This window comes from Caldimonas hydrothermalis, from assembly GCF_056746695.1.
Map to the genome: position 1 here is coordinate 192,199 of NZ_JBWQXA010000006.1, position 25,657 is coordinate 217,855.

The window sequence follows — 25,657 nt, forward strand, 5'->3', positions numbered from 1 at the left end:
CGGGCCAACGCGGCCCGCATGAGGTCAGACCATCAGAACAGCGCCTCGTCCATCTCCATCAACGGCTTGAGACCGGCACGGGCCGTACGGATCAGGCTGGCGGTCTCGGGCAGCAGCTTGGCGAAGTAAAAGCGCGCGGTGGCCAGCTTGGCGGTGTAGAAGGGGTCGCCGCTGTCCTGCTTGGCCAGGGCCACCTTGGCCATGCGGGCCCAGAAGTAGGCGAACACCAGGTGACCGCACACGCGCAGGTAGTCCACCGCCGCGGCACCCACCTCGTCGGCATTGCCCATGGCCTTCATGCCGATTTCCATCGTGAGCTTGGTCACCTTCTCGCCCAGGTCGGCCAGCGGGTTGACGAACTCCTGCATCGCCTCGTTGACGCCCTCTTCTTCGATGAAGTCCTGCACCAGCTTGCCGAACTTCTTGAGCTTGGCACCGTTGTCGGCCAGTACCTTGCGGCCCAGCAGGTCCAGCGCCTGGACCGTGTTGGTGCCCTCGTAGATCATGTTGATGCGGGCATCGCGCACGTACTGCTCCATGCCCCATTCCTTGATGTAGCCGTGTCCGCCGAAGACTTGCAGGCAGTGCGAGGTGGCGATCCAGCCGTTGTCGGTGAAGAAGGCCTTGATGATCGGCGTGAGCAGGGCCACCAGGTCGGCGCATTCCTTGCGTTCGTCTTCGTCATCGGTGGCCAGCTCCTTGTCGAGCTGCAGCGTGGTCCACATCGCCACAGCGCGTGCGCCTTCGGCATAGGCCCGGGCAGTGAGCAGCATCTTGCGCACGTCGGGGTGCACGATGATCGGGTCGGCCGGCTTGTCCGGGGCCTTCGGGCCGGACAGGGCACGCATCTGAAGGCGGTCCTTCGCATAGGCCACGGCGTTCTGATAGGCCACTTCGGTCAAGCCCAGCGACTGCATGCCCACGCCCAGGCGGGCGGCGTTCATCATCACGAACATCGCCGCCAGGCCCTTGTGGGGCTCGCCGACCATCGTGCCCACCGCGCCGTCGAGGATCATCTGGCAGGTGGCGTTGCCGTGGATGCCCATCTTGTGCTCCAGGCCGCCGCAGTAGATGGGGTTGCGCTCGCCGAGCGACCCGTCGGCGTTGACCTTGAACTTGGGCACGACGAACAGCGAGATGCCCTTGGAGCCCGGCGGGGCGTCAGGCAGACGGGCCAGCACGAGGTGGACGATGTTTTCGGCCAGGTCGTGCTCGCCGGCGGAGATGAAGATCTTCTGGCCGGTGAGCTTGTAAGTGCCGTCACCCTGGGGCTCGGCCTTGGTGCGCAGCAGGCCCAGGTCGGTGCCGCAATGGGGTTCGGTCAGGCACATGGTGCCTGTCCACTCGCCACTGACCAGCTTGGGCAGATACAACTTCTTCTGCTCGGGCGTGCCGTGCGCATGCAGGGCCTCGTAGGCGCCGTGCGACAGGCCCGGGTACATGGTCCAGGCCTGGTTGGCCGAGTTGAGCATCTCGTAGAAGGACTGGTTGACCACATGCGGCAGGCCCTGTCCGCCGTACTCGGGGTCGCAGCTCAGCGCGGGCCAGCCGCCTTCGACGTACTGCCGGTAGGCCTCTTTGAAGCCCTTGGGCGCCTTGACCTCGTGGGTGGTTTTGTCCAGCGTGCAGCCTTCCTCGTCACCGCTGATGTTCAGCGGGAAGATGACTTGCGCAGCAAACTTGCCGCCCTCTTCGAGCACCGCATTGATCGTCTCGGCATCGATGTCGGCATGGGCCGGCAGGGTCTTGAGCTCGTCGACCACGTTCAGCACTTCGTGCATCACGAATTGCATGTCGCGCAGCGGCGGGGTGTACTGGGGCATGAAGGGCTCCTGGGTTCAGACAGACGGTTGGCGGGAGGTCTTGGAAACGGTCTTGCGGGGCGACTTCAAGGGCATGGCCTTGGGCGCCTTGTCCGTCGCATAGTGGCTCACGATGAAGTCAAAGCCACGACGCGCGCGGTCCAGGGCGCCAGCAGAGCGCAGGAAGCGCGCGTCGTGATGCAGGGCGAGAATCAGGCCGTGGATCTCGAAAAGCATCTGCAGCGGGTCGGTGTCCTCGCGCAGATGCCCTTCCTGCACAGAGATCGCGATGGCGCGACCCAGGGCCTTGTGCCAGGTCAGCACCATGTCGGCCAGGGCATCGCGCACGGGCCCGGGGCGGTCGTCGAACTCCACCGCGCCGCTGATGTAGATGCAGCCCGAGTCGATTTCCACCGAGACGCGGCGCACCCAGCGCTCGAACAGCGCCCGCAAGCGCGGCAGGCCGCGCGGCTCGGCCAGCGAGGGGAAGAACACCTCCTCCTCGAAGCGGTTGTGGTATTCGCGGATCACCGAGATCTGCAGTTCCTCGCGCGAGCCGAAGTGGGCGAAGACGCCCGATTTGCTCATGCGCATGACCTCGGCCAGCGCCCCGATGGACAGGCCTTCGAGGCCCACCTGCGAGGCCAGCGCGAGGGCCGCGTCGAGGATGGCCGCCTTGGTCTGCTGCCCCTTGTGCAGGCTGCGCCCGCCCCCGCGGGGGGGTTTGGTCGTGGTGGAAGGCAGTGCGCTCACGGAGACCCCGAAATAAAACGAACGGTCGTTCTATTTTGCAGAATTCCACCGCACCGGGGCAAGTCGCTGCCGGCATTTCCTAGGGCTTTATCCCTAGAAAGCCACAGCCATGGTCATCGATTGAGGGTTTACCCTGATCTTGACTGGCCGGGCCACGCCGGGCCCGCCGGTCCAGTGTGGACCAAGGCCTGCGCGGACACAAGCCCGTCGCGGCAGGCGTCGGCATCGACGGGCCCTCTTCGGTCTCGACCTCATCCACGCCCGAAGGGTCTTCGTCGCTCTCGCGTGCGGCGCGGCCGAGGGCGGCTTTCCTTCCGCGCGCTTCCTGAAGGACGTCCCGCGGCTCGACGCGCAGGTGCCTGGCGCCACGACGGCGGCGGCACCGTGTGATGGGGCTCGCTCCAGAGGCGGCCGGTGCGCTGACACGGGAACGCCGCGGTGACGGCCAGGCCGGCCAGCAGGCCCGCTTGGCCGGCTGAGGCATGGCGCATGGGGCTTTGCGGCGGGCGCTTGAGCGTCCGGGGCGTCTTGCCATATGCTGGGCGATGTTGCTTCGCGAAACGGCCTTGGCCCCCGTTTCGGAAGCTCTGCGCCCACCCTCTGCAGGGACACAAGGTTTCGCCATGGACGTGCTGCAGCTCGACGTGTCCGGCCGCCCGCAAGCCTGGATCTCCACCCGGGACGCGGCCACGCTCTACGCCACCGATGGCGTTGCCTGGACGCTGGGCGATCCCTTCATCGTGCTGCGCGGGGGGATCCAGCGCGCCAGCGGCCTGCCTTCGCGCATCGAACTGCATCCGATCATCGCGGTGCGCGGCGCCATCCCCAGCCGGGCCTGGCGACAGGTGCCGGCGCTGTCGAACACCAAGCTGTTCGCGCGCGACCGTCACATCTGCGCCTACTGTGGCGGGCAGTTCCCTCCCGACGAGCTGACGCGCGAGCACATCGTGCCCACTTCGCGCGGCGGGCTGGACAGTTGGATGAACTGCATCACGGCCTGCCGGGCCTGCAATGGGCGCAAGGGCAACCGCACGCCCGAGGAAGCGCGCATGAGCCTGCTCTACCTGCCCTACGTGCCCAGCCTGCACGAAGACATGATCCTGCGCGGCCGGCGCATCCTGGCCGACCAGATGGAGTTTTTGCTGGCCAGCGTGCCGCGCAGCAGCCGGCTGCACGGCTGAAGACCGGCGCTCAGTCGTCCTTGTGCACCTGCAGCCCGGCGCTGCGCCACTCCGGGAACCCGCCGCGGAACCAATGCACCTTGGTGTAGCCGGCCTTCACGGCGGCATGGCTGGCCTTGAAGCTCTTCCAGCATTCGGCCCCGTTGCAGGCGAAGATCAGCGAGGCGCTCTTGTCGGCCGGCAACTGGCTCAGGTCGAACTTGTCGAGCGAGGGGTCGTAGTCGGCCTCTTTGGGGCTCTTCTCGACATAGGGCACGAGCTTGGCACCGGGCACGCGGCCGGCGCGGAATTCCGCCTCGGTGCGGGTGTCGATGTACTGTGCGCCGGACTGCATGAGCTGCTGGACGGTCTTCGCATCGACGACCGTGGCCCCGGGCAGAACCCGCGGGGTGAAGTAGCCCAGGGTGGAGACGTATTCGAAGTCGCGCTTGGACAGCGAGGCCAGCTTCACGCCCTGGGTGATGGCGCTGCTGTCGGCGATCGCGGCACGCACGGTGTCGGCGTTGACGCCGCTGCCGTCCTTGACCGCCACGCTCAGCGCGGGCGAGGACTTGCTTTCCATGACGATGCGCACCGGCTCGCCGGCGGCCACCCAGCGGTCGTAGACGCTGCGCTCGACGGCCACGATGTCACAGCGGCGCACCTGCAGGCACGGCAGCAGCGCCTCCTGGTAGCGCGTCTCGAAGACACCGCCGAAATGCTGTTTGATGGTGGTGTTGGCGGCATTGACCTCGCCGCGCACCAGGTAGGTCACGAGGCTGTCCTGCAGGGGCAGGCCCAGGCGCTTGCCGGCGGCGTCCTGCAGCGACTTCACCGGGCTGTCCTTGGGAACGACCAGCACGGCTCGCACCGGGGCATCGAGGCCCACGACGGGGGTGTAGCCGTAGCGCAGCGCGCTGCCGATGACATGGGCCGGCGCGACGAAGATGTCGTGCAGGCGCGAGCGCGTGGTGGCCAGGTCAGCGGTGGCATCGGTGGACAGGGCCACCACCGGCGTGAGCTTGTCCTTGCGCAGGGCCGCCTCGACGGCGGTCTTCCAGGCGCTGTAGACGGCAAAGCGGGATTGCTCGCCCTGATCGCCCGGATTGATCAGCACCTTGGTCTGGGCCGCCAGCGGCCCGGCCGCCAGCGCCGCGGCGGCTCCCAGCGCAGCCGCGGCGGCGCGCGCAGTCATCGAGATGGTCATGTCGCTACCCCCGGAGTGTCTTGCTTCGTCATGGGACGGCGCTCGCAGCCGAGCGCCGCCGGGGCGGAAGATACCCGAGATCTTGCGGTGCGCAGGCGACAAGTCAATGCAGCCAGCCCGGGAAAGGGAGCCGGCCGTTAATTCGTTCTCGCCGATCGTGTCAACTGCCGATCTAGGGGGGCGACATCTGAAACAAGACGTTACACGCAGCGTCCGCCATCGACTTCCAAGCAGGCGCCGGTGATGAACTCGGCCTCGTCGCTGGCCAGATAGAGCGCGGCGTTGGCGATGTCCAGCGGGCGGCTCAGCCGGCCCAGCGGCACGGTGGCGATGAACTGCGCGCGGCGCTCGGGCGTGTCCTCGCCCATGAACTGCGCCAGCAGGGCCGTCTCGCCGGCCACCGGGTTGATGACGTTGACGCGGATGTTGTCCGGGCCGAGTTCGGCCGCCATCGAACGGCTGGTGGTGATGGCCGCGCCCTTGCTGCCGTTGTACCAGGTGAGCCCCGGGCGCGGGCGCACGCCGGCGGTGGACGCGATGGTGATGAAGCAGCCGTTCTTCTGAGCACGAAAGTGCGGCACGGCATGCCGGGCCGTGAGGAACAGGCTCTTCACGTTGACGGCATAGATGCGGTCGAACTCCGCCTCGCTCACTTCCAGCATGGGCCGGTTGCGGTGGGTGGTGCCGGCATTGTTGACGACGATGTGCAAGCCGCCGAAATGGGCGATGCCGCCTTCGATCAGGCGTTTGACATCGCCATCCTTGGACACATCGGCCTGGATGAAATGCGCCTGGCCACCGGCGGCACGGATCTCGGCCGCCACGCGCTGCCCGCCCTCGGCGACGAGATCGTTCACGACGACCTTGCAGCCCTCCTGCGCAAAACGCTTGGCGATGCCTTCGCCGAAGCCGGAACCGGCACCGGTGACGATGGCGATCTTGTCCTTCAGTCTCATCGGGAACTCCTCAGTCGTGCTTGATGGCAATGGTTTTCACGCGGGTGAAGCTGATCAGGCCTTCCAGGCCCTTCTCGCGTCCGTGGCCGCTGGCCTTGACGCCGCCGAAGGGCAGCTCCACCCCGCCGGCCGCACCGTAGTTGTTGATGAAGACCTGGCCGCAGCGCAGGCGCTTGGCCACCCGCAGCGCACGCGAGCCCTCGCGCGTCCACACGCCAGCCACGAGGCCGAAGCGCGTGCCGTTGGCCAGGCGCACGGCGTCGTCCTCGTCCTCGAAGGCCATCGCCGCGAGCACCGGGCCGAAGACCTCTTCCTGGGCCAGGCGATGTTCGTGGGGCACGTCGCGAAACAGCGTGGGGGCGAAGTAGTAGCCACCGTGCGGCGCATCGGTGACGATCTGGCCGTGGGCGGCCACGATCAAGCCGTCGTCGCGGGCCTCGTGCACCATGTGGCGCACGTGGGCCAGTTGCGAGGCACGGATCAGCGGGCCGCAGGCAAGGTCGGCCGAAGCCGGCCCGACGCGCAGGGCCGAGAAGGCGGCCGAGAGCTTGGCCAGCAGGGGCTCATAGGCCCCCCGTTGCACCAGCAACCGGCTGCCAGCCGAGCAGGTCTGTCCGGCGTTTTGCACGATGGCATTGACGATCACCGGCACGGCGGCATCGAGGTCGGCATCGTCGAAAACCACTTGGGGCGACTTGCCGCCCAGCTCCAGCGTCACCGGCACATGGTTCGCCGCGGCGGCCTGGGCCACACGGGTGCCGGTGGGCGGCGAGCCGGTGAAGGAGATGTGGTCCAGCCCCGGGTGCGAGGCCAGCGCCGCGCCGGCCTCACTGCCCAGCCCGGTGACGATGTTGAGGGCCCCGGCCGGCAGGCCCGCTTCGGCCAGCAGCTCGGCCAGGCGCAGCAGCGACAGGCAGGCATCCTCGGCGGGCTTGACCACACAGGCATTGCCGGCCGCCAGCGCCGCCCCCACCGAACGGCCGAAGATCTGCAGCGGGTAGTTCCAGGGGATGATGTGGCCGGTCACCCCATGCGGCTCCCGGTCGGCCAGCACGGTGTAGCCGGCGAGGTAGGGCAGCACCTGACCGCCCACCTTGTCGGCCGCGCCGGCGTAGAACTCGAAGTAGCGCGCCACGGCCGTCACGTCGTTGCGTGCCTGGGTGAGCGGCTTGCCACAGTCGCGCGATTCGAGCTTCACGAGCTCGTCGGCGTGCTGCTGAATCAACGCACAGGTGCGTGCGAGGATGCGCCCGCGCTCGACGCCCGGCATGCGCCCCCAGGCTCCCTCTGCGGCGCCGCGTGCGGCGGCCACGGCCTGGTCGATCTCGGCCTCACCGCCCCGGGCGATCTCGGCAAACACCTGGCCGTCGGAGGGATCGATCACCGGCAGGGTGTCGCCACGGGCGCAGGGCACGCGGCGGTTGGCGATGAAATGCAAATGGCGGGGAATGGTGCTCACGGCGGACTCCTTGTCGGCGCTCACTGCGGGCCGATCGCCGGGCCGGCGATCGGTGCGGCAAACACCAGATCGCGCAGGCCCAGGCTGATGCCTGGAACATAGGTGATGATCATCAGGCAGCCCAGGATCACGAGCACGAAGGGCAGCAGGTGCCGGATGATCTGGTCGAGCGAGATGCGCGCCACGGTGCACGCGGCAAAGAGGTTGACCCCCAAGGGCGGCGTGATCATGCCCATGGCCAGGTTGACCACCATGATGATCCCGAAATGCACCGGGTCAATGCCGAAATGCGCGGCCACCGGCACGAGAATGGGGGCCAGCACGATGATGGCCGCCGAAGTCTCGATGAACATGCCGATCACGAAGAGCGCGGCGTTGACGCCCAGCAGGAACCAGACGGGCGATTGCAGCACTTCGGTGAGCCATTGGCCCAGCGCATCTGGAATGCCGGCGCGGGTGATGAGGTAGGCGAACAGGCCGGCATTGGCGATGATGAACATGATCACCGCACTGGAGAGGACCGACTTGCGCAGCACGGGGATCAGGTCTCGCAGCGTGAGCTCGCGGTGGATCACGAAGCCCACGATCAGGGCATAGAAGACCGCCACCACCGAGGCCTCGGTGGGTGTGAAGACGCCGCCGTAGATGCCACCGAGGATGATGACGGGCATCAGCAGCGCCCAACCGGCTCGGCCGGTGGCCTGAAGCACCGGCTGGCGGCCGTCGCCATCGAGCTTGCCCCAGCCTTTCCAGCGGCAGTAGAGGTAGACGAAGAGCATCAGCGTGCCACCGATCAGCAGGCCCGGGCCGATGCCGGCGATGAAGAGCTCGCCGATCGACACCTCGGCCGAGACGCCGAAGAGGATCATCGGGATGGACGGCGGGATGACCACGCCCAGCTCGGCCGAGGTGGCCTGCAGCGAAGCGGCGTAGCTCTTCGGGTAGCCGTGCTGGATCAGCGCCGGGATCAGGATGGCGCCGATCGCGAAGGTGGTGGCCACCGACGAGCCCGACACCGCGGCAAAGATCATGCAGGTGAGCACACAGGTCATCGGCAGGCCGCCCTGCACGCCCCCGACGAGGGACTTGGCGAAGTCCACCAGACGGCGCGAGATGCCGCCGGTCTCCATCAGGTTGCCGGCCAGGATGAAGAAGGGGATGGCCGCCAGCGGGAACTTGTCGATGGCGGTGAACATCTCCTTGGGCGCGAGGATGAGCTTGTCGGCTTCGAAGATCGCCATGCCGAGCATGGCCGCACCGCCGATGGACACGGCGATCGAGACGCTGAAGGCAAAGCCCAGCAGCATCGTGACGAGCAGGGTGAACGACATCAGCAGGTCCTAGGTGGCCACAGGGGGATGCGCGTCATTGCGCGGTCTCGAGTTCCGGGTGGCGGGGGTCGAGGTGATGGGCCACGACGGCCACCATCGCCAGCAGCGCCCCCACCGGCAGCGCCGCATAGGCCCAGCCCATGGAGAGGTCCATGCTGGCAAAGGTCTGGAAGCGCACGCGCCAGGCCAGATCGAAGCCGTACCACACCAGCACGGACAGGAAGGCCAGGCTGCTGGCGGTGATGAGGCCGCGCACGACACGACGCCAGGCCCCGGTGGACAGGCGCAGCATCAGGTCCACCGACACCAGCGCCCCCTGCCGGAAGGCCGCCACCACGCCGAGCATCACCATCCAGATCAGCAGGCGGCGCATGGCCTCTTCCGTGAAGGTGGACGGCTGCGACAGCACGAAGCGCGACACCACCTGCCACATCCCCAGACAGACGATCACCGCGAGCAAGGCGCAGGCCACGTACAGCGCCACGGACTCCACCGCCCGGTCCACCGACCGCAACACAGCTCTCACGAGACCCATCTCAACCATCCAAAGTGAAGATCGCGATCAACCAGCCTCACCGCCATAGGCAAGGCGCCAGCAACCGCCGTGGATCCGGCTTGGCCGCCCGCCAGCGGCGCCCCCCCTGGGGGGGCTGAGCCCGGGCACGCACAGTCCCTGCGGACTGTGCGTGCCTGGCCAAGGGCCAGACCGTCCTCGGTCTGGCGCGGGCTGCAAGCCGCCCAAGCGCGTCAGGGGTGGGCCTTACCGCACCGCCTGGATCGCCGCGATCTTGTCTGCCCCGAACTCCTTGGCGTACTGCGCATAGGCCGGGGCCACCGCTTTGCGGAAGCTCTCGCCATCGACCTTCTCGACGACCTGCATGCCATCGGCCTTGAGCTGGGCGATGCCGTTGTTTTCGTCGTCGTTGACCTTCTTGCGCTGAGCGGCAGCGCCCTTCTTCGCGGCTTCGACGAAGACTTTCTTGTCGGCCTCGGACAGCTTGTTCCACACCGCCGGCGAGAGGATCAGCACGGCCGGCGAGTAGACATGGCCCGTGAGCGAGAGGTGCTTCTGGACTTGCGAGAACTTGGACGACAGGATCACCGGGATCGGGTTCTCCTGGCCATCGACCGTGCCCTGCTGCAACGCGGTGAACAACTCGGGGAAAGGCATGGGTGTGGGCAGGATGCCGAAGGTCTTGTAGCCGTCCATGTGCACCTTGTTCTCCATGGTGCGCATCTTCAGGCCGGCAGCATCGGATGCTTGCACGATGGGACGCTTGGAGTTGGTCATGTGACGGAAGCCGTTCTCCGTCCAGGCCAGACCGATCAGGCCCTTGGCGGCCATCTTCTTGAGCAGGTCCTGGCCGATGGGGCCGTCCATCACCTTGCGGGCGTGGTCGTAGTCGCGGAAGAGGAAGGGAATGTCCACGATCTTCACCTCGGGCACGAAGTTGCCCAGCGGGCCGGTGGAGGTGTTCACCAGGTCCTGCGTGCCCAGTTGCACCGCCTCGATCTGCTCGCGCTCGCCGCCCAGGGCCGAGTTGGGGAAGTGTTGGCACTTGTAGCGGCCCTGCGTGCCCTTCTCGACCTCGTCGCAGAACACGGTGGATCCCACGCCGTAGTGCGACTGCGGCGAGGTGGCGTAGCCGATCTTGAGCACGGTCTGCGCCTGGGTCGCGGCGGCCAGCCCCAGGCCGGTGGCAAGGAGGGCGAGGATCTGCTTGAGCTTCATGGGTTTGTCTCCTGTGGTGAGTGTGTGAGCGAGGGGGAAGGATGGTTTTTTTGTGGTGTTCAACGGGAATTCAGCACGAGGCCAGCGCCTGGGCATTGCGCACGGCCTGACGATGGTCACGCACGTACTGCCGCACGACACTGTGGAAATCACGATCCGGGAAAAGCCCGAGGCTGCGCGCACGCGGGCTGTCGAAACGCGAGGGCCAGCTGCCGACGATGCGCGCGATGGTGGCGTCCGGCTCGAAGCGCACGAGCCGCAAGGCTTCTTCCCCGCCCACCTCGCGCAGCGCGTCGAGCATCTGCTGCACGGTGACGGTCAGCGCCGGCAGGTTCAATGCGGTGCGCCCCCCGAAAGCTTCGCGCGTGGCCTCAGCCACGGCCAGCAGGCCCGCGATGGTGCTGGCCGGCGAGGCCAGGGCCACCGCCATGTCGGGCGACACCGGGCAGACCGCCTCCTGCCCGGCCAGCGGCTCGCGCACGATGCCCGACAGAAAGGACGACGCGGCCCCATTGGGCCGCCCGGGCCGCACCGACACCGTCATCAGGCGGGCGGTGCGGCCGTCGATGTAGCCCTTGCGGGTGTAGTCGGCCACGAGCTGTTCGCAGATGAACTTGTGAATGCCGTAGCTCGACTGCGGCGTCGGCAGGGTGCGGTCGTCCACCACAGCCGGCAGCGGCACAGCCGGGTCGCTGCCATACACCGCCACCGAGCTGGAGAACACGAACAGCGGCGCCGATGCGCCTCGGCTCGACTGCGCCCGGCAGGCATCCAGCAACGCACGTGTGGTGTCGAGGTTGGAGCGCAGGCCCAGGTCGAAGTCGGCTTCGCATTCGGCCGAGACGGCCGAGGCCAGATGGAACACGGCATCGAACGGGTCGGCCATCAACGCAGGCATCTGGGCGAGCAGATCGCCCACGTGCATCCGCACGCGGGCGTCGTCACGCAGCGCGGCGTCGCGGGTCTCGGCCAGATCGGCCAGCACCAGGCGCTCGATGCGCTGGCCACGCAGGCTGCCGCGCTGCAGCAGCTCGCGCGCCAGACGCGCGCCCAGGAAGCCGGCTCCGCCGGTGATCAGCACCTTCATGATTGGGACTCCTTGTAGGGCGCAAACCAGCCCAGCCCTGCCGAGGTGCCCCCGCGAGGACGGTATTCGCAGCCGATGTAGCCCTCGTAGCCCAGCGCATCGATCTCGTCGAAGAGCCAGCGGTAGTTCACCTCGCCGGTGTCCGGCTCGTGGCGCTGCGGCACGCCGGCGATCTGCAGGTGGCCCACGCCGGCCAGGTGGCGCTTCAGCCGCATCAAGAGGTCACCTTCCATGATCTGGCAGTGGTAGAGGTCCATCTGCACCTTCAGGTTGGGCGCGCCCACTTCGGCCACGATCTCATGGGACTGCTGCTGGTAGTTCAGGAAGTAGCCCGGCATGTCGCGGGTGTTGATGGGTTCGATCAACGCGGTGATGCCGTGGGGCGCGAACTGCTGGGCCGCGTAGCGCAGGTTGGCCACGTAGGTGCGCCGCATCGCGTCGCGGTCGGCACCGGCGGGCGCAATCCCGGCCATCACGTGCAGGCGGCGGCAGCCAGTGGCCTGGGCGTACATCAAAGCCTGCTGCACGCTGGCGGCGAACTCGGCCTCGCGGCCCGGCAGCGCGGCCAGGCCCCGCTCACCGCTGGCCCAGTCGCCAGGCGGCAGGTTGAACAGGGCTTGCGTGAGACCCTGCTCGCGCAGGCATCGGGCAAGGTCCGCCGGTGCGTAGGCGTAGGGGAAGAGGAACTCGACCGCCCTGAAGCCGTCAGCCGCCGCGGCGGCAAAACGGTCCAGGAAGTCGTGCTCCGTGTACATCATCGACAGGTTGGCAGCGAAGCGGGGCATGGTGGGCGTCTCACCAGCGCGCGCCGAAGTGGCGGCGCAAATCATCGATCTGGGCGTCGGTCAGGGGGGCGGGCCGGGGGTGGCACATCAGCCACAGCCGGGCGGTCTCTTCCAGTTCTTCCAGCGTGGCCATCGCCTGCGCCGGGCTCTCGCCCCACACCACAGGGCCCAGTCGGTCGAGCATCACGGCGCGCAACGGCGTGCCCCGCTGCGCGGCGGCTGCAATCACCTGCGCCAGCGCCTCGGCCACGACCGGATCACCAGGGCGGTGGTAGGCAATCAAGGGCACATGACCCACCTTCATCACGTAGTAGGGCGTGAGGGGCGGCACGATGTCGTCCGGGTGCCACACGCCTTGCAGCGTCAGCGCCACGAGGTGGGTGGAATGGGTGTGGACGATGCAGCGCGCCTCGGGTGCCGCGGCATAGATGCGACGATGCAAGGCCAGAGTCTTGCTGGCGCGTTCGCCGCTGCGCTGCTCGCCTTGTGCATCGACCCAGGCCAGTTGCTCGGGGTCGAGGAAGCCCAGGCAGGCATCGGTGGGCGTGATCAGGAAGCCGCCGCCGTCGGCCTGGTCCAGGCGCACACTGATGTTGCCCGCCGTGGCATGCACGTAGCCCCGCTCGAAGAGCGAGCGGCCGATGCGGCAGATCTCCAGGCGTTGGGGGTCTTGCCGGGCCATCACGCCACCTGCGCCAGGGCTTTGTTGAAGAAGTCGGCGCTGCCGAAGTTGCCGGACTTCAACGCCAGCAGCAGCGGCCGTTCCTCGGCCTGCGTCCAGGGCACGCCGGGGTCGATGGGCGCGCCGATGCGCAAGCGCTGCACGCCCAGAGCCTGGACCACGGCCCCGGAGGTTTCGCCGCCAGCCACCACCAGGCGGCGCACGCCGGCCTCGACCAGGCCCTGCGCAATGGTGGCCAGGCACTGTTCCACCAGGGCCCCCGCCCGCTCGGCGCCGAGTTCGGCCTGGAGGGCCTGCACCTCGTCAGGCCCAGCCGTGGCATAGACCAGCACCGGCGCGCCGGGCAACCGCTCGCGCGCCCAGGCCAAGGCCTCGACAGCCACGGGCCGGCCTTGCGCCAGCTCGCGTGCATCGATGCGCAGGGCCGGCCGGCCCGACTCGATCCAGTGCTGCACTTGCGCGTTGGTGGCCAGCGAACACGAGCCCGACAGCACCGCTGCCGCACCGCCCACGGCGCTCAGCGCAGCCGCCTGGGCATCGGGCCGGATCCAGCCTTGCGCTTCATAGACGGCCGGCAGGCCCAGGGCCACGCCCGAGCCGGCGGTGATGAGCGGCAGCCCGGCACAAGCCGCAGCCAGGGTGCGCAGGTCGTCGTTGTCGATGGCATCGGCCACGGCCAGGCGCACGCCTTCGGCGCGCAACTGGGCCAAGCGCTCGCGCACGGCCTGCACGCCCTGCCCCACCGTGTCGTATCGCAGCAGACCCACCCGGCCGCGAGACTGCGCCTGCAGCACTTTGACCAAGTTGGCATCGGTCATCGGCGTGAGCGGGTGGTGGCGCATGCCCGAATCACTGAGCAACTGGTCGCCCACGAAGAGGTGCCCGCGGAACACCGTGCGGCCGTTCTCGGGAAAGGCGGGGCAGGCGATGGTGAAGTCGCTGCCCAGCGCCTCCAGCAGGGCCTCGGTCACCGGGCCGATGTTGCCTGCCGGCGTGGAGTCGAAGGTGGAGCAGTACTTGAAATAGAACTGCTTCGCGCCGGCGGCCTGGAGCCAGCGCAGCGCCGCAAGCGAGTCGGCCACCGCCTGCGCAGCGGGGATGGTGCGCGACTTCAGCGCCACGACCACGGCATCGGCCTTCGGTGGCGGACCGTCGGGCACCCCGATCACCTGCACCGTGCGCATGCCCGCACGCACCAGCATGCTGGCCACGTCGGTGGCGCCGGTGAAGTCGTCGGCGATGACGCCCAACACCGTCATGCCGGCGCTCCCTTCGGCAACGTGATGCCTGGGAAGATCTTGATCACCGCGCTGTCGTCCTCGCCGCCAAGGCCGGCGGCGGCCGCCTGCAGGTACATCTGGTGAGCCGCGGCTGCCAACGGCAATGGCATCGTGAACTGGCGCGCCGCATCGAGCACGATGCCCAGGTCCTTCACGAAGATGTTCACCGCCGACAGCGGCCGGTAGTCGCCCGCCAGGATGTGGGGCACGCGGTTCTGAAACATCCAGCTCATGCCGGCCGAGTGGCAGATCACCTCATAGAGCTGGGCCGGGTCGGCGCCGGCGCGCATCCCCAGCGCCATCGCCTCAGCGGCCGCCGCAATGTGCACGCCGGCCAGGTGCTGGTTGACCATCTTCACGGTCGAACCGATGCCCGCGGCATCACCCAGGCGGTAGACCTTGCCGGCCAGCGCCTCCAGCACGCCACCGGCGGCCTCGAAGGCTTCCGGGCGGCCCGAGGCCATCACGGTCATCTGGCCCTGCGCGGCCTTGGCCGCTCCGCCCGAGACCGGCCCATCGATCAGCCACAGGCCGCGCTCGCGCAGGCGTGCTTCCCATTGCGGCGGCAACGAGGGGTCGACCGTGGCCGAGGCCACCACCACCGAGCCGGGTTTGAGATGGTCGGCCACGGCGCCACTGCCAAAGAGCACGTCCTCGGTCTGCGCGGCATTGACCACCAAGATGAGCACCACATCGCATTGCGCGGCCAGCTCGGCCGCAGTGGCCGCCACGCGGCCGCCTGCTTTCGCAAAAGCCTCGCGGGCTTCGGCACGCGGGTCGCAGCCCCAGGTGGGCACACCCTGGCGCAGGGCCGACAAGGCCGCGCCCAAACCCATGGAGCCCAGGCCGATCACGCCCAGGGTCTTGCCGCTCATAGGGTGGATCCTTTCTTGGGGTGTCGTCGCGGCACCAAGGCCGCGCTGAGGGCAGCACGCACCGACGCATCGGCTTCTTCGATGCGCCGGGCTGCCCGCAGCATGTGGGTGGTGGCCGCGCGCCGGGCCCGCTCGGGCTCGCGTGCGGCGATCGCCTGTGCGATCTCGCGGTGCTCGGCGCGCACTTGTTCCATGAAGTCTTCCCGCATGGCCTCGTTGGCCCGCGTGACCTTCATCGCATCACGCTGGTATTGCTCCAGAAAGCCCAACAACCGCGTGAACTGCGGGTTGCCGGTGGCTGTGGCCACCGTGCGGTGAAAGTGCAAATCCTCCTCGACCCCATCGCCCCCGGCGGCCACGGCTGTGTCGATGGCCGCCAGGGCCGCCAGGATGCGATCGACCGCCGCCTCGTCGGCGCGCTGAGCCGCCAAGGCCGCCACCTCGCCTTCCAGCGCGCGGCGCACCTCGACGATCTGCACCACCGCCTCCAGCGAATGCAACACGGCCGGATCGAAGGCCAGGGCCTTGGCACGCGACACCGGTGCCACATAGACCCCCGAGCCCTGGCGCGACACCAGCAGACCCATGGACTTGAGCCGGCTCACCGCCTCGCGCACGACGGTGCGCGAGACACCGTGGCGCTCGGCCAGTTCCTGTTCGGTGGGCAGACGGTCCTGGGGGCGCAACTCACCGCGTTCGATGCGCTCGCGCAGCAGATCGGCCAACTGGTCCGACAGGCGCTCCGGCGCTTGCAGGGGTTCGGAGGGACTGACCTGTCGTTTCATCAGGTCATCATACAAATGAGGCAAGGGCCCGGCCCATCCGGAAGAACCCGGGTCCCCACGCAGCATCCCGCTCAGGCCGCGTGAGGTGATGAACCTGACCTTCCCTCTGTCGCATGGCCCGGGAGCCGCAACGGAGATTTGCTTTTCAGCAGATCGTCATCCACGTCATCCGGGATCCGACACTACACGACCCTCCGCTCCTGGCGGGCCTGCTGGCAATTCATGGGTTCACGTGCAACCCGCCGATGAAGCGCGCACGACGCCTCACCCACACGTCCCCGTGTACCCACACGCCGTGCAGAAGTCGCATCCGTCCTTGTGGATGACCGTCATGTTCCCGCACTCGGGGCAGCGGCTGCCGGCCATGGGGGCGGTGGCCTTGGGTGGCGAGCCTTCGGCATGCGGCGCCTGCAGGATGCCCATCTCGCGCACGGGGAAGCCGTCTTCATCCAGCACGCCCAACAGGGCGTAGCGGTGGATGATGAGACGGGCCATGTAGGCCACGGTGGAGGGCCAGGTCTGCTGGCGGCGTTCGCCGTGGGGCAGGCCGGGCACGAAGGCCATGAAGTGGCCCAGAGGTTCGGCGTAGTTGAGCAGCTTGCGCAGCTTCATGCCGATCCAGGCCGGGTCGATCACGCGCATGTCGAGCGAAAGCACGCGGGCCAGGCCGTCCATCGCGCGCGGATAGTTGCCCGACAGGCCCATGGCGCAAGGCCGGGTGACGGGTGTGCCATCGGGGCCGGGCAGGGTCACTTCCTTGAGCGTGAGCGTGAACGACTCGCCGGTGGCGGGGTTGTCGATGTCCACCGACCAGGCCAGGGTGCCCGAGGTGCCGGTGCGCGGTTCGTCGCGGCTGAACATGGCGTCGAGCACCGGCGTGGCGCGCTCCAGGGCGCTGTCCTTCCACACGCCGAGCTGTTCGCAGCGCCAGCGGATGACGGCCGCCGTGGCGGCTACCACACCGGGGAAACGGCGCGGCTCTCCGTGCGGAGGGAAAGGCATGTCGAAGGCACGCTCCTCGGCCACGGTCGCCAAGGCGTCGAGCTTGAGTTGCAGCCAGGCGCTGTCGTTGGCGCGCAGATCCATCGACAGGGTCTTGGCCATGGCCCCCAGGCCGCGCGGCTGCTCGGCACCGTTCACCCACACTTCGAAGGGGCGAGTCCGGACCGGGTGAGTCCCTGCGGACTCGCCCGTGCCTGACGAGCGACCGCCGGCCTGCAAGCCGGCGGGCTGGGCGGCCGTCAGCTCGTCGGTGATCTCGCCCACGAAGAGAGCGAATTCGCCGAAGGGGTGGCGGATCATGTAGGTCCAGGCCGGGTTGCCGGCCGGCAGGTCCGGCCGGCCCGGCCAGCGCAGCGAGGCCAGCACGGGGGCGGGCGGGCGGTCGAGCGTCATGCGGCGGTTGGCGTCGTCAGCCACCAGCGCCTGGGGCTGGGGCGTGGTGGACGCCACGCTCAACACCGAGCCCAGCACGGCATTGGGCCGGTAGGTGGCCAGGCCCTTGAGGCCGGATTTCCAGGCACGCAGGTACAGGTCCTGAAAGTCGGCATAGGGATAGTCGGCCGGCACGTTCACGGTTTTGGAGATGGCGGTGTCGATGCACGGCGCGACGGCGGCCACCATTTCCTGGTGGGCGCTGGCGCTCATTTCCAGCGCGGTGACGAAGGCCTCGGTGAGCGGCGCGTCCTCGCCCTTCAGGTGGCGGTACAGACGCCACGCATGGTCTTCGACGGTGTATTCCTTGAAGGTGCCGTCGGGCATGCGCTTCTTGCGGGTATAGGTCCAACTGAAGGCGGGCTCGATGCCGTTGCTGGCGTTGTCGGCAAAGGCCAGGCTGATGGTGCCGGTGGGCGCGATGGACAGCAGGTGCGAGTTGCGGATGCCATGGGCGCGGATGCGGTCCTTCAGCGGCTGTGGCAGGCGCGAGGCGAAGGCGCCGCGTGAGAGGTAGAGATCGGCGTTGAACAATGGGAAGGGCCCTCGCTCCTGCGCCAGCGCCACCGAGGCTTCGTAGGCGGCATCGCGCATCACCTCGCTGATGCGGCGTGCGGTGGCGCGCGCCTGCGCCGTGTCATAGCGCTGGCCCAGCATCACCAGGGCGTCGCCCAGACCGGTGAAGCCCAGGCCCACGCGGCGCTTGTGGCGGGCCTCCTCCCGCTGCTGGGGCAGCGGCCAGTAGGTCACGTCGAGCACATTGTCGAGCATGCGCACGGCCACGCGGCACAACTCGGCAAAGGACGCCTCGTCGAAGCGGGCCCCGGGCTCGAAGGGCTCGCGCACGAAGCGTGTGAGGTCGATGGAGCCCAGGCAGCAGCAGCCGTAGGGGGGCAGGGGTTGCTCGGCGCACGGGTTGGTGCTCGCGATCGTCTCGCAGTACCCGAGGTTGTTGTCGTCGTTGATGCGGTCGATGAAGAGCACGCCGGGTTCGGCATGGTCGTAGGTGGACCGCATGATCTGGTCCCACAGTTCGCGCGCGGCAACGCGGCGGTAGACCCACAGGCCGTCGGAACGCTGGTGGGCGCCGGCCGCTTTCTGGGCCGGGCCGGGTTCGGCGCGGTGCACCAGTTCCACCTCGGTGCCGGCTTCCACGGCCTGCATGAAGGCGTCGGTCACGGCCACCGAAATGTTGAAGTTGCGCAGGTCACCGCTGTCCTTGGCATGGATGAACTCCTCCACGTCGGGGTGGTCGCAGCGCAGCACGCCCATTTGGGCTCCGCGGCGGGCCCCGGCCGATTCGACCGTCTCGCAGGAGCGGTCGAACACGCGCATGTAGCTCACCGGCCCGGAAGCGCTGGACTGGGTGCTTCCCACCCAGGCGCCGCGCGGGCGGATGCGCGAGAAGTCATAGCCCACGCCGCCGCCGCGGCGCATGGTCTCGGCCGCTTCGGTCAGCGCGGTGTAAATGCCAGGGTGGCCTTCGTCCAAGTGCGAGATGGAGTCGCCCACCGGCTGCACAAAGCAGTTGATCAGCGTGGCCGACAGCTCGGTGCCGGCGGCCGAGAGGATGCGCCCGGCCGGGATGAAGCCCTGGCGCTGGGCGTCGAGGAAGCGCTGCTGCCACAGCGCGCGCTGCTCAGGCGCCTCGACCTCGGCCAAGGCCCGCGCCACTCGGGCGCGCACCTCGTCGAGCGTGCGCTCGTTGCCCTTGGCGTACTTTTCGAGCAGCACCTCCTCGCTAATCGCCTGGGCAGGCAGGTTGGCGGCGACGGCACGGGCTTGAGACGGGGTGTCTTGCATGAAAGGGTCTCCTGTGCGGGCCTTGATGAGATTGAATTCGGTTTGGGCGCGGCTGTCGAGAGGCGGCCGCATCGGCGTCAGGGTCGGCGCAGCGCACGGTACGCCGACGCGCACGTCGATCGGTTGATGTGCATCACAAGTGCCTATTTCGGGCCCTGGAACCTTCGGGGCTTGATGCAGGGCAATCCCCTGCTGCCTTCGGGCCGTTAGCTTGTCATCCCGGACCGCTTGCATGAAGGACACATGGCCATGACCCGACCGATCGATGCACTGACCCTCGTGTACTCCTGCTCCGGCTGCTCCAGCGTGGCACAGATGGCCAACCACCTCGCGCTGCGCCTGGACCACGAAGGCCATGCCGAGATGTCCTGCATTGCCGGCATAGGCGGCGACGTGCCGCCGCTGGTGCGCAAGCTCAAGGAGGCAGCGCAGTCGGGCCGGCCCATCCTCGCCATCGACGGGTGTGCGCTGGCCTGTGTCCGCCACAGCCTGGCGCGCCACGGCATCGTGCCCACGGCCCACGTGCAGCTGGGCGAACACGGGGTGCGCAAGACCTACCACGCCGACTTCGACACGGCACAGGCCGAGGCCGCCTATGCCGACGTGCGCGAGCGCGTGCAGGCCATGAGCGCCCTCACGTCGCCCACCCCCTCAGGATGCGGCGGCACGGGGGCCTGCCGGTGCGCGGGGGCTTGAATCTGGCCTGTTCAGCAGCGATGATGGTTGCGTGACACCGACGCCCGACATGCCCCCCTCCCCTGCCTTGCCCGACGAAGCCGCGCTGCGTGCCGTGCTGCAGAAGGTGCACGACCCTGAAATCGGCGAGAGCATCGTGGACCTGGGTCTCGTGGAATCGATCCGCTGCAGCCCCGAGGGCGTGCAGGTGACCCTCATCCCCACCAGCGCCACCTGTCCCATGGCCGACGTGATGATCGAAGACGCCACCGAAGCCGTGCGCCGGGCCTGCCCGGAGGATGTCCCGGTGGACGTGCAAATGGACTGGGACACCCCCTGGAGCCCTGAGCGTCTCAGCCCGGCCCTCAGGGCACGCTTTGGCTGGTGAATCCTTCCGCGTCGAATTCCGGGATTGCACTGCGGCGTGTGGCCGTGGCGCTGTGTGCCCTGCTGGCCGCCGCCAACCTGGTTCAGGGGCTGGGCGGCGGGCTGGCACGCCTGGGCTGGGGCAGCATGGGAGTCGGCGCCGTGGGTCTGCATGGCGCGGTCATGGTCTGCGGCTTCTTCGGCACGCTCATCTCGCTGGAACGGGCCGTGGCCTTGCGCCATGCAAGCGGCTACATCGTGCCGCTGCTGGCCGGGTTGGGCGGCGTGGCGGCCTGGGGAGCCGGCGCGGCGCCGCTGGCCCTGGGGCTGTGGGCGCTGGCCAGCATCGTCCTGGTGGGGCTCTACCTGTGGGCCGGATACACGCGGGCCTGGTCGCTACACCTGGGGGTCGAGGCCCTGGGGGCTGCCTGCTGGGGGCTCGGTGTGGCGGCCTGGGCCTTGAATGCCCCCGAGGCGGCCCTGCGGGCCTGGATGGCCTTCCTGGTGTTCACCATCGCCGGCGAGCGGCGCGAGCTGATGCAGATGCGCCGGCTGCCGCAAGCCGTGCAGGTGGGCTTCGTCGTGGTGGTGGGTGGGGCCCTGGCGGCCGTGCTGCTGGGGCTGGTCGATGCCGTGGCGAACACCGGGGGCGCTGCCCTCGCCTCCGGGCTGTGGTGGGCCGCCTGCGCGATGCTGGCCCTGTGGCTGCTGCGCTGGGATTTCGCGCCGCGCCAATGGGGATCCGCGCAATGGCCCGGCCACACGGCGCAGAGCCTGAGCGTGGGCTATGTGTGGCTGGGCCTCGCGGCGTTGCTGGGCCTGGCCGGTCTGGCGGGCGTGTCCACGGCCTCCCAGGCCGCCGGCCACGCCTTGTGGTTGGGCTTCGTCTTCGCCATGGTGTTCGGCCACGCGCCCATCATCCTGTCGGCTTTGGCCCGACTGCGGCCGGCCTATGTGTCCTGGGCCCGCTGGGCCATCGTGCTCCTCAGTGCCAGCCTCGTGCTGCGCATCGTCGCCTTGATGGCCGGTCATGCGACGGCGCTGGCCTGGGCCGGTGCCGGGCACGCATGGGCCATCGTGTGGTTTGCGTCGGCCATGCTCGCCGGCGTGTGGATGGGGCGAAAGACTTGAACCTCGGGGCCGGCCGGTCCATGATGTCCCTCACCTCCAGGAGTTTGCGATGGCCCTGCCCCATGCCCAGCCCCGCGACGTGATCGACCTGCAGCCCCTGGGCCCGGCGATCGCGCGCACCCCCAGCACCAGCCTGATCAAGACGGCGCGGCTGCAGTTGATGCGGGTGGTGCTGCGCGCCGGCCAGTCGCTGCCAGAACACCGGGTGCCGGGCGAGATCACCCTCCAGGGGCTGGAGGGGGAAGCGGTGGTGACCACCGCCGAGGGCAACCGGGTGCTCAAGGCACAACAGCTCATGCTGCTGCCCGGTGGCGAGCCGCATGCCGTGCATGCGCACACCGATTGTTCGCTGCTGGTGACTGTGCGGCTGGGCGGACCGTGATCAGCGCGGCGGCCACAGCGGGCCCAGCGCGTCGAGCGTGTTCTTCAGGATGAGACCGTATTCGGTGTCACCTTCCATCACCAGGGCGCGCTCGAAGAAGAGGCGATCGGCATCCTCCTGCCCGCGCATCAAGCGCAGGTAGCTGGCCGCATCGGCGGTGATGCGCAGTGTCACATCGCTGCCTTCGGGCGCCGGGTGAAAGCCACGCTCGTCCAGGCGCAGCCGGCAGCGCAGCCCCAGGTCGGACACGGCGATCTCGACCACCCGGTGCGACAGCAAGGCGCGCTCTGCCTCGCCCAGGCGAGGCCGCAGCAGGCGGTTGAGCGCCAGGGCCAGCGCCTGCGACGGCGGGCGGATGGGCAGGCGCCGCACCAGCGCACGCAGGGCCTGAGGCGGCGCAGGCCAACGGGCCGAAGCGGAGGAACTCATGCGAACACCTGTTGCAGACCGGCCTGCCGGTGGACGAAGCCGTTGACGAGCCCACCGGGCAGGCTCAGGGCATCCAGGGCGATGCGGGCCTCATCCACCCGTGTGCCCTGGTGATAGACACGGTCGAACCACTGCAGCACGTCGGTGAAGCGGTGACTGCACGGCGACAGGCGAAGGCGGCGCACGCCTGCGGCGCGCAGGGCCTGCGCTTCACCGATCAAGCAATGCTGCGCAGCCGACTGCGTCTGGATGCCATTGAGCGCCAGGAAGGGCTCGCCCTCGGTGGTGGACAGCAGCAGACCATCGGGATGCTCCAGACAGCGGAAGCCGCATTCGTCCTTGGGCACGTGGAAGTGACGGGCGGTGAAGCAACGCGCCGAGAAGGCCAGTGGCATACGCCCAAAGCCGAACACCTCGGTGGCCAGCGGAACGTTGCGTGACGTGCACACTGGTTGCTCGGCCGGGTTGATGCGTGCAATGGCATCGAGTGGCAGCTCCAGCGGTGCCACCCAGCGCACGGCGCCCAGGCGGGCATGTTCGGCCAGCGCCGGACGGCTGTAGACGTTGACATGCGGGCCCAGCACGAAGGGCCGGCCGGCCAGCAGACGCAAGGCCGAGGCATCGCCCGCCTCGACCAGGAAGTCGCCTTGATCGGCGATGCGGCGCAGGCTGCGCAACTCGGACTCGGATTCGATCAGCGCCTGGCTGGCCAGCACCACCTCCTTGCCGGCGGCGGCCAGATCGCGCCCGAGGTCGCGCCAGTCGTCGAGCTTCATCTCATGACGCCGCGAGCACACCACCTCCCCGAGCACCACGGTGTCGGCGGGCGAATCGGCGATCCCGGCATAGAACTCGATCAGGGTCTTGCGCGGCCAGTAGTACAGCACCGGGCCAACCGTCCAGAACATCTTGTGTGCGTGCATGTGAAGTCTCATGAAGCGCCGGGCACCGCGATCGGAAGGGCTGGCCGAGCGAACACCGTGGATCCGGCTGCGCCGGTCCACTGGTGTTGCCCCCTTGCAGGGGGCGGCCGCAGGCCGTAGGGGGTGATCGTCATCTATTGCCAGGGTCGGTTGTACGCGCCGAGGGTGTGCTGCTGGCCTTCGGCCCAGCGGCCCAGGACAGCCACCCATTGGGGCTGGACGGTGTAGCGCGCCGGTTGCGCGGCACAATGGTCGATGGCCTGGCGCCACACGCGCGTGACCTGCTCGACGTAAGCGGGGCTGCGCTGGCGGCCCTCGATCTTGATCGCGGCCACGCCGATCTCCATCAGTTGCGGCAACACGGCCAGGGTGTTGAGGCTGGTGGGTTCTTCCAGCGCGTAGTCGCGCACGCCGTCCACCTGGAAGCGACCCTTGCACAGCGTGGGGTAGCCGCGCGGCTCGTCGGGCGCGTACACGTCGATGAGCACGTCGTTCAGCCGCGCCTGCACGCCCTGGGGCCCCTCGGCCCAGCGCACGGCCGACGGCGGCGAGCACACGCCCGCCGTGTTGGGTGACTGGCCGGTGGCATAGGACGACAGCGCGCAGCGCCCCTCGACCATCACGCACAGGCTGCCGAAGCCGAAGACCTCGACCTCGGCCCGGGTGTGGCGGGCCACATGGCCCACCTGCGACAAGGTGAGTACGCGCGGCAGCACGGCCCGCTGGATGCCGTAGCGCTCGCGGTAGAACTCGATGGCCTCGTAGGTGGTGGCCGAGGCCTGCACCGACAGGTGCAGGCGCAGCGAGGGCTGATGGTCGCGCGCATAGGCCAGCACGGCCACGTCGGCGCAGATCAAGGCATCGGCCCCGAGATCGGCCGCCACATCGACAGCGCGCCACCAGCGCTCGGGCTCGCGTGCGTCGGCATAGGTGTTCAGGGCCATCAGCACCTGGGCGCCGCGCCGGTGGGCGTAGGCAATGCCCTCGCGCGCCTGGGCCACATCGAAGTTCAGGCCGGCGAAGTTGCGCGCGTTGGTCGCGTCCTTCAGGCCGAGGTAGACGGCATCGGCGCCGGCATCGACAGCCAGCATGAGGGCCCGCAGTGAACCCGCCGGGCAGACGAGCTGGGGTTTGGTCGGCACAGACATCCACAAAGCCGGTTGAGACGACGGACCGACTCTAGGCAGCCCTGAGGCCTGGGGTTTTGTCGGGGGTCAAAGCCCGGTGTGTCGCCGGGGTCGGGGGCTTGCCCCAGGCGCGTCGATGGGGACAATGGACCGGCGGGGGGCCGATCCGGCCGCCCCGGCTTCTTCATGCAGGAGGTTGGCATGGATCGCAAACTGCATCTGCTGGACACCTTCACGGCCCAAGGGTCCGATGGGCGGCTCTACAAGGTCAAGGCTTTCGAGCAACTCGTGCGCGACCCTTCGCTCGCTGACGGTCAGGACCGCTGGGAGCCCACGGGGGTGGCCGAACTTCATCTGGACAGCGGGGAGCTCGTCGACCTGCGCGCCGACGGGCGCATGCGGGTGGTGGCCACCGGGATGGAGCTCGTGCGGCACTGAACCTTCTTTGAGCCCCATCTGCAGCGAATCGGCGCGGCAAATTCACGATCTGTCACGATCCTGAGCGTCTCGGGCCGCAGCAGGCGGGTAGGCGACTGTTACCATGGCGCCTTCTGCGGGCCCCAGGGCCAGGCCCAGCCCGGCCCGGCCCGCCCCTCCCCTGAGGGGGGACGAGGACACTTGGAGCGGCCCGGCGTTTCCTTGTGAGCGAGCAGGCACCGTGCACGACAGCCGTTCTTGGCCCGCATTCCCGCGGGCCCCATCTCCTTTTGAGCCCGCGCCAACCCTGCGCCGGCGCCTGCTGGGCGCCTTGGCGGTGGCGCCGGTGGCGCTGGCCGCACCCCGGCTGGCCTGCGCCAGCCGAGGTGAGCCGTCCACCGGCTTTCGCACACTGGCGTTCCTGCACCTGCACACCGGCGAGCGCCTGACGGTCGAGTACTTCAGCGCCGGCCAGTACGTGCCCGACGCGCTGCAAGCAGTGAACCACCTGCTGCGGGACTTCCGCACCAACGACGTGGCCGAGATGGATCCGGCCCTGCTCGACTTGCTGCACCGGCTGCGCGAAGCGACCGGCAGCCGCCAGCCCTTCGAGGTCATCTCCGCCTACCGTTCACCCAGGACGAACGAGATGCTGCGCAGCCGCAGCGCCCACAGTGGGGTGGCCACCACCAGCCTGCACATGCGCGGCCAGGCCATCGACATCCGCCTGGGCGACGTGGCCCTGCCGCGGCTGCGCGACGCCGCGCTGTCCTTGCAGGCCGGCGGCGTGGGCTACTACGCCCGCTCGAACTTCGTGCACGTGGACACCGGGCGCGTGCGCCATTGGTGAGGGGTCAAAAGGTTCAAGCGGCCAACTGCCAGGCCGGTGGCGTCTGGGTGAGCCTGAGCCGATCGCCGCCGGCATAGATGCGCCGAAAGCGCAGATAGCCCGCGCCCAGCAAGAAGGGCTCGCGTCCGCGCGTTTTCATCGGCGGCACCTGGCCCGTGGCTTTGTAGGCCCGGATCCAACTCAACTCCTCGCGATCGAACGGCGCCGGCGGCACCGGCTCGCCGTT

General features: G+C 68.8%; 26 protein-coding genes. 7 read left to right on the forward strand and 19 right to left on the reverse strand.

Going from position 1 to position 25,657, the window contains the following annotated elements; genetic code table 11:
* Nucleotides 1-32 precede the first annotated feature (32 nt).
* Together AC1ECW_RS09990 and AC1ECW_RS09995 are read right to left on the reverse strand one after the other, a co-directional pair.
* The gene (locus AC1ECW_RS09990) at nt 33-1,823 is read right to left on the reverse strand and encodes an acyl-CoA dehydrogenase C-terminal domain-containing protein (protein WP_409702240.1); all 1,791 of its coding nucleotides are present in this window, start codon (nt 1,821-1,823) and stop codon (nt 33-35) included.
* A gap of 15 nt (nt 1,824-1,838) precedes the next feature.
* On the reverse strand, nt 1,839-2,555 hold the full coding sequence (locus AC1ECW_RS09995) for a TetR/AcrR family transcriptional regulator (protein WP_481201741.1): 717 nt from the start codon (nt 2,553-2,555) through the stop codon (nt 1,839-1,841).
* 623 nt (nt 2,556-3,178) lie between these two features.
* On the opposite strand from AC1ECW_RS09995, the gene AC1ECW_RS10000 reads away from it, so the two are divergent.
* Complete coding sequence (locus tag AC1ECW_RS10000; RefSeq protein ID WP_409702236.1) at nt 3,179-3,736, forward strand: HNH endonuclease; 558 nt, start codon at nt 3,179-3,181, stop codon at nt 3,734-3,736.
* Between the two features lie 10 nt (nt 3,737-3,746).
* Here the strand turns inward: AC1ECW_RS10000 and AC1ECW_RS10005 are convergent, their stop codons facing one another.
* The 13 genes from AC1ECW_RS10005 to AC1ECW_RS10065 form a co-directional block, all read right to left on the reverse strand.
* A complete protein-coding gene (locus tag AC1ECW_RS10005; RefSeq protein WP_481201742.1) occupies nt 3,747-4,910 on the reverse strand; it encodes a rhodanese-like domain-containing protein in 1,164 nt (387 codons plus the stop codon).
* A 212-nt stretch (nt 4,911-5,122) separates the two neighbouring features.
* Nucleotides 5,123-5,878 carry an SDR family oxidoreductase gene (locus tag AC1ECW_RS10010; protein ID WP_409702232.1) on the reverse strand — a complete coding sequence of 252 codons (756 nt, stop codon included), beginning with the start codon at nt 5,876-5,878 and terminating at the stop codon, nt 5,123-5,125.
* Between the two features lie 10 nt (nt 5,879-5,888).
* Complete coding sequence (locus AC1ECW_RS10015) at nt 5,889-7,337, reverse strand: aldehyde dehydrogenase family protein (protein WP_409702230.1); 1,449 nt, start codon at nt 7,335-7,337, stop codon at nt 5,889-5,891.
* Nucleotides 7,338-7,357: 20 nt separating this feature from the next.
* Nucleotides 7,358-8,668, reverse strand: coding sequence for a TRAP transporter large permease (locus AC1ECW_RS10020; protein WP_409702228.1), 1,311 nt, complete (start codon nt 8,666-8,668; stop codon nt 7,358-7,360).
* 34 nt (nt 8,669-8,702) lie between these two features.
* A complete protein-coding gene (locus tag AC1ECW_RS10025; protein ID WP_409702226.1) occupies nt 8,703-9,203 on the reverse strand; it encodes a TRAP transporter small permease in 501 nt (166 codons plus the stop codon).
* A 225-nt stretch (nt 9,204-9,428) separates the two neighbouring features.
* Entirely contained in the window at nt 9,429-10,400 is a 972-nt protein-coding gene (locus tag AC1ECW_RS10030) for a TRAP transporter substrate-binding protein (protein WP_409702224.1), read from the reverse strand.
* Nucleotides 10,401-10,470: 70 nt separating this feature from the next.
* Nucleotides 10,471-11,487: a D-erythronate dehydrogenase gene (gene denD / locus AC1ECW_RS10035; protein ID WP_481201743.1), complete on the reverse strand. Its 1,017-nt coding sequence runs from the start codon at nt 11,485-11,487 to the stop codon at nt 10,471-10,473.
* Complete coding sequence (gene otnI / locus AC1ECW_RS10040; protein WP_409702219.1) at nt 11,484-12,272, reverse strand: 2-oxo-tetronate isomerase; 789 nt, start codon at nt 12,270-12,272, stop codon at nt 11,484-11,486. The genes denD and otnI overlap by 4 nt, the downstream gene beginning before the upstream one ends.
* 10 nt (nt 12,273-12,282) lie before the next feature.
* Entirely contained in the window at nt 12,283-12,954 is a 672-nt protein-coding gene (locus AC1ECW_RS10045; RefSeq protein ID WP_409702217.1) for a class II aldolase/adducin family protein, read from the reverse strand.
* Nucleotides 12,954-14,213 (reverse strand): 3-oxo-tetronate kinase, encoded by a 1,260-nt coding sequence (gene otnK / locus AC1ECW_RS10050; protein ID WP_481201744.1) that lies wholly within the window; start codon nt 14,211-14,213, stop codon nt 12,954-12,956. The genes AC1ECW_RS10045 and otnK overlap by 1 nt, the downstream gene beginning before the upstream one ends.
* On the reverse strand, nt 14,210-15,109 hold the full coding sequence (gene ltnD / locus AC1ECW_RS10055; protein WP_409706786.1) for an L-threonate dehydrogenase: 900 nt from the start codon (nt 15,107-15,109) through the stop codon (nt 14,210-14,212). Before ltnD ends, otnK begins: the two co-directional genes overlap by 4 nt.
* Nucleotides 15,106-15,894, reverse strand: coding sequence for a FadR/GntR family transcriptional regulator (locus tag AC1ECW_RS10060; RefSeq protein WP_409706783.1), 789 nt, complete (start codon nt 15,892-15,894; stop codon nt 15,106-15,108). The genes ltnD and AC1ECW_RS10060 overlap by 4 nt, the downstream gene beginning before the upstream one ends.
* Before the next feature lie 264 nt (nt 15,895-16,158).
* Nucleotides 16,159-19,131: an adenosylcobalamin-dependent ribonucleoside-diphosphate reductase gene (locus AC1ECW_RS10065; RefSeq protein ID WP_409706780.1), complete on the reverse strand. Its 2,973-nt coding sequence runs from the start codon at nt 19,129-19,131 to the stop codon at nt 16,159-16,161.
* Between the two features lie 249 nt (nt 19,132-19,380).
* Between AC1ECW_RS10065 and AC1ECW_RS10070 the strand changes: the two genes are divergently transcribed.
* The 4 genes from AC1ECW_RS10070 to AC1ECW_RS10085 are packed head-to-tail and all read left to right on the forward strand — an operon-like array spanning nt 19,381 to nt 21,685.
* A complete protein-coding gene (locus AC1ECW_RS10070) occupies nt 19,381-19,827 on the forward strand; it encodes a putative zinc-binding protein (protein WP_409706777.1) in 447 nt (148 codons plus the stop codon).
* Between the two features lie 49 nt (nt 19,828-19,876).
* Nucleotides 19,877-20,194 carry a metal-sulfur cluster assembly factor gene (locus AC1ECW_RS10075; RefSeq protein WP_409706774.1) on the forward strand — a complete coding sequence of 106 codons (318 nt, stop codon included), beginning with the start codon at nt 19,877-19,879 and terminating at the stop codon, nt 20,192-20,194.
* The gene (locus AC1ECW_RS10080; RefSeq protein WP_409706771.1) at nt 20,191-21,303 is read left to right on the forward strand and encodes a hypothetical protein; all 1,113 of its coding nucleotides are present in this window, start codon (nt 20,191-20,193) and stop codon (nt 21,301-21,303) included. The genes AC1ECW_RS10075 and AC1ECW_RS10080 overlap by 4 nt, the downstream gene beginning before the upstream one ends.
* A gap of 49 nt (nt 21,304-21,352) precedes the next feature.
* Nucleotides 21,353-21,685 carry a cupin domain-containing protein gene (locus AC1ECW_RS10085; RefSeq protein ID WP_409706768.1) on the forward strand — a complete coding sequence of 111 codons (333 nt, stop codon included), beginning with the start codon at nt 21,353-21,355 and terminating at the stop codon, nt 21,683-21,685.
* On the opposite strand, the gene ubiT is transcribed toward AC1ECW_RS10085, so the two are convergent.
* The 3 genes from ubiT to ubiU all read right to left on the reverse strand — a co-directional run bounded on the left by ubiT (nt 21,686) and on the right by ubiU (nt 24,185).
* Nucleotides 21,686-22,114 carry a ubiquinone anaerobic biosynthesis accessory factor UbiT gene (gene ubiT / locus AC1ECW_RS10090; RefSeq protein WP_409706765.1) on the reverse strand — a complete coding sequence of 143 codons (429 nt, stop codon included), beginning with the start codon at nt 22,112-22,114 and terminating at the stop codon, nt 21,686-21,688.
* Nucleotides 22,111-23,037 (reverse strand): U32 family peptidase, encoded by a 927-nt coding sequence (locus tag AC1ECW_RS10095; protein ID WP_409706762.1) that lies wholly within the window; start codon nt 23,035-23,037, stop codon nt 22,111-22,113. Before AC1ECW_RS10095 ends, ubiT begins: the two co-directional genes overlap by 4 nt.
* A 134-nt stretch (nt 23,038-23,171) precedes the next feature.
* Entirely contained in the window at nt 23,172-24,185 is a 1,014-nt protein-coding gene (gene ubiU, locus AC1ECW_RS10100) for a ubiquinone anaerobic biosynthesis protein UbiU (RefSeq protein WP_409706759.1), read from the reverse strand.
* Between the two features lie 180 nt (nt 24,186-24,365).
* Here ubiU and AC1ECW_RS10105 point away from each other — a divergent pair, with 180 nt between their 5' ends.
* Together AC1ECW_RS10105 and mepK are read left to right on the forward strand one after the other, a co-directional pair.
* Nucleotides 24,366-24,602, forward strand: a complete 237-nt coding sequence (locus AC1ECW_RS10105; protein WP_409706756.1) for a hypothetical protein — start codon at nt 24,366-24,368, stop codon at nt 24,600-24,602.
* Between the two features lie 220 nt (nt 24,603-24,822).
* Nucleotides 24,823-25,431: a peptidoglycan L,D-endopeptidase MepK gene (mepK, locus tag AC1ECW_RS10110; RefSeq protein ID WP_409706753.1), complete on the forward strand. Its 609-nt coding sequence runs from the start codon at nt 24,823-24,825 to the stop codon at nt 25,429-25,431.
* Nucleotides 25,432-25,444: 13 nt separating this feature from the next.
* Here the strand turns inward: mepK and AC1ECW_RS10115 are convergent.
* Nucleotides 25,445-25,657: hypothetical protein (locus tag AC1ECW_RS10115; RefSeq protein WP_481201745.1), on the reverse strand; the 213-nt coding region annotated here is incomplete at its 5' end.

What these genes read in the sequence shown, in the direction of transcription:
- AC1ECW_RS10010 (WP_409702232.1), bottom strand. Translation starts at nt 5,878, where the DNA reads ATGAGACTGAAGGACAAGATCGCCATCGTCACCGGTGCCGGTTCCGGC.
- AC1ECW_RS10065 (WP_409706780.1), bottom strand. Translation starts at nt 19,131, where the DNA reads ATGCAAGACACCCCGTCTCAAGCCCGTGCCGTCGCCGCCAACCTGCCT.
- AC1ECW_RS10060 (WP_409706783.1), bottom strand. Translation starts at nt 15,894, where the DNA reads ATGAAACGACAGGTCAGTCCCTCCGAACCCCTGCAAGCGCCGGAGCGC.
- otnI (WP_409702219.1), bottom strand. Translation starts at nt 12,272, where the DNA reads ATGCCCCGCTTCGCTGCCAACCTGTCGATGATGTACACGGAGCACGAC.
- ltnD (WP_409706786.1), bottom strand. Translation starts at nt 15,109, where the DNA reads ATGAGCGGCAAGACCCTGGGCGTGATCGGCCTGGGCTCCATGGGTTTG.
- AC1ECW_RS10025 (WP_409702226.1), bottom strand. Translation starts at nt 9,203, where the DNA reads ATGGGTCTCGTGAGAGCTGTGTTGCGGTCGGTGGACCGGGCGGTGGAG.
- AC1ECW_RS10070 (WP_409706777.1), top strand. Translation starts at nt 19,381, where the DNA reads ATGACCCGACCGATCGATGCACTGACCCTCGTGTACTCCTGCTCCGGC.
- AC1ECW_RS10045 (WP_409702217.1), bottom strand. Translation starts at nt 12,954, where the DNA reads ATGGCCCGGCAAGACCCCCAACGCCTGGAGATCTGCCGCATCGGCCGC.
- otnK (WP_481201744.1), bottom strand. Translation starts at nt 14,213, where the DNA reads ATGACGGTGTTGGGCGTCATCGCCGACGACTTCACCGGCGCCACCGAC.
- AC1ECW_RS10095 (WP_409706762.1), bottom strand. Translation starts at nt 23,037, where the DNA reads ATGCACGCACACAAGATGTTCTGGACGGTTGGCCCGGTGCTGTACTAC.
- AC1ECW_RS10005 (WP_481201742.1), bottom strand. Translation starts at nt 4,910, where the DNA reads ATGACTGCGCGCGCCGCCGCGGCTGCGCTGGGAGCCGCCGCGGCGCTG.
- AC1ECW_RS09990 (WP_409702240.1), bottom strand. Translation starts at nt 1,823, where the DNA reads ATGCCCCAGTACACCCCGCCGCTGCGCGACATGCAATTCGTGATGCAC.
- AC1ECW_RS10000 (WP_409702236.1), top strand. Translation starts at nt 3,179, where the DNA reads ATGGACGTGCTGCAGCTCGACGTGTCCGGCCGCCCGCAAGCCTGGATC.
- ubiT (WP_409706765.1), bottom strand. Translation starts at nt 22,114, where the DNA reads ATGAGTTCCTCCGCTTCGGCCCGTTGGCCTGCGCCGCCTCAGGCCCTG.
- AC1ECW_RS10085 (WP_409706768.1), top strand. Translation starts at nt 21,353, where the DNA reads ATGGCCCTGCCCCATGCCCAGCCCCGCGACGTGATCGACCTGCAGCCC.
- denD (WP_481201743.1), bottom strand. Translation starts at nt 11,487, where the DNA reads ATGAAGGTGCTGATCACCGGCGGAGCCGGCTTCCTGGGCGCGCGTCTG.
- AC1ECW_RS10105 (WP_409706756.1), top strand. Translation starts at nt 24,366, where the DNA reads ATGGATCGCAAACTGCATCTGCTGGACACCTTCACGGCCCAAGGGTCC.
- AC1ECW_RS10020 (WP_409702228.1), bottom strand. Translation starts at nt 8,668, where the DNA reads ATGTCGTTCACCCTGCTCGTCACGATGCTGCTGGGCTTTGCCTTCAGC.
- AC1ECW_RS10075 (WP_409706774.1), top strand. Translation starts at nt 19,877, where the DNA reads ATGCCCCCCTCCCCTGCCTTGCCCGACGAAGCCGCGCTGCGTGCCGTG.
- AC1ECW_RS10030 (WP_409702224.1), bottom strand. Translation starts at nt 10,400, where the DNA reads ATGAAGCTCAAGCAGATCCTCGCCCTCCTTGCCACCGGCCTGGGGCTG.
- ubiU (WP_409706759.1), bottom strand. Translation starts at nt 24,185, where the DNA reads ATGTCTGTGCCGACCAAACCCCAGCTCGTCTGCCCGGCGGGTTCACTG.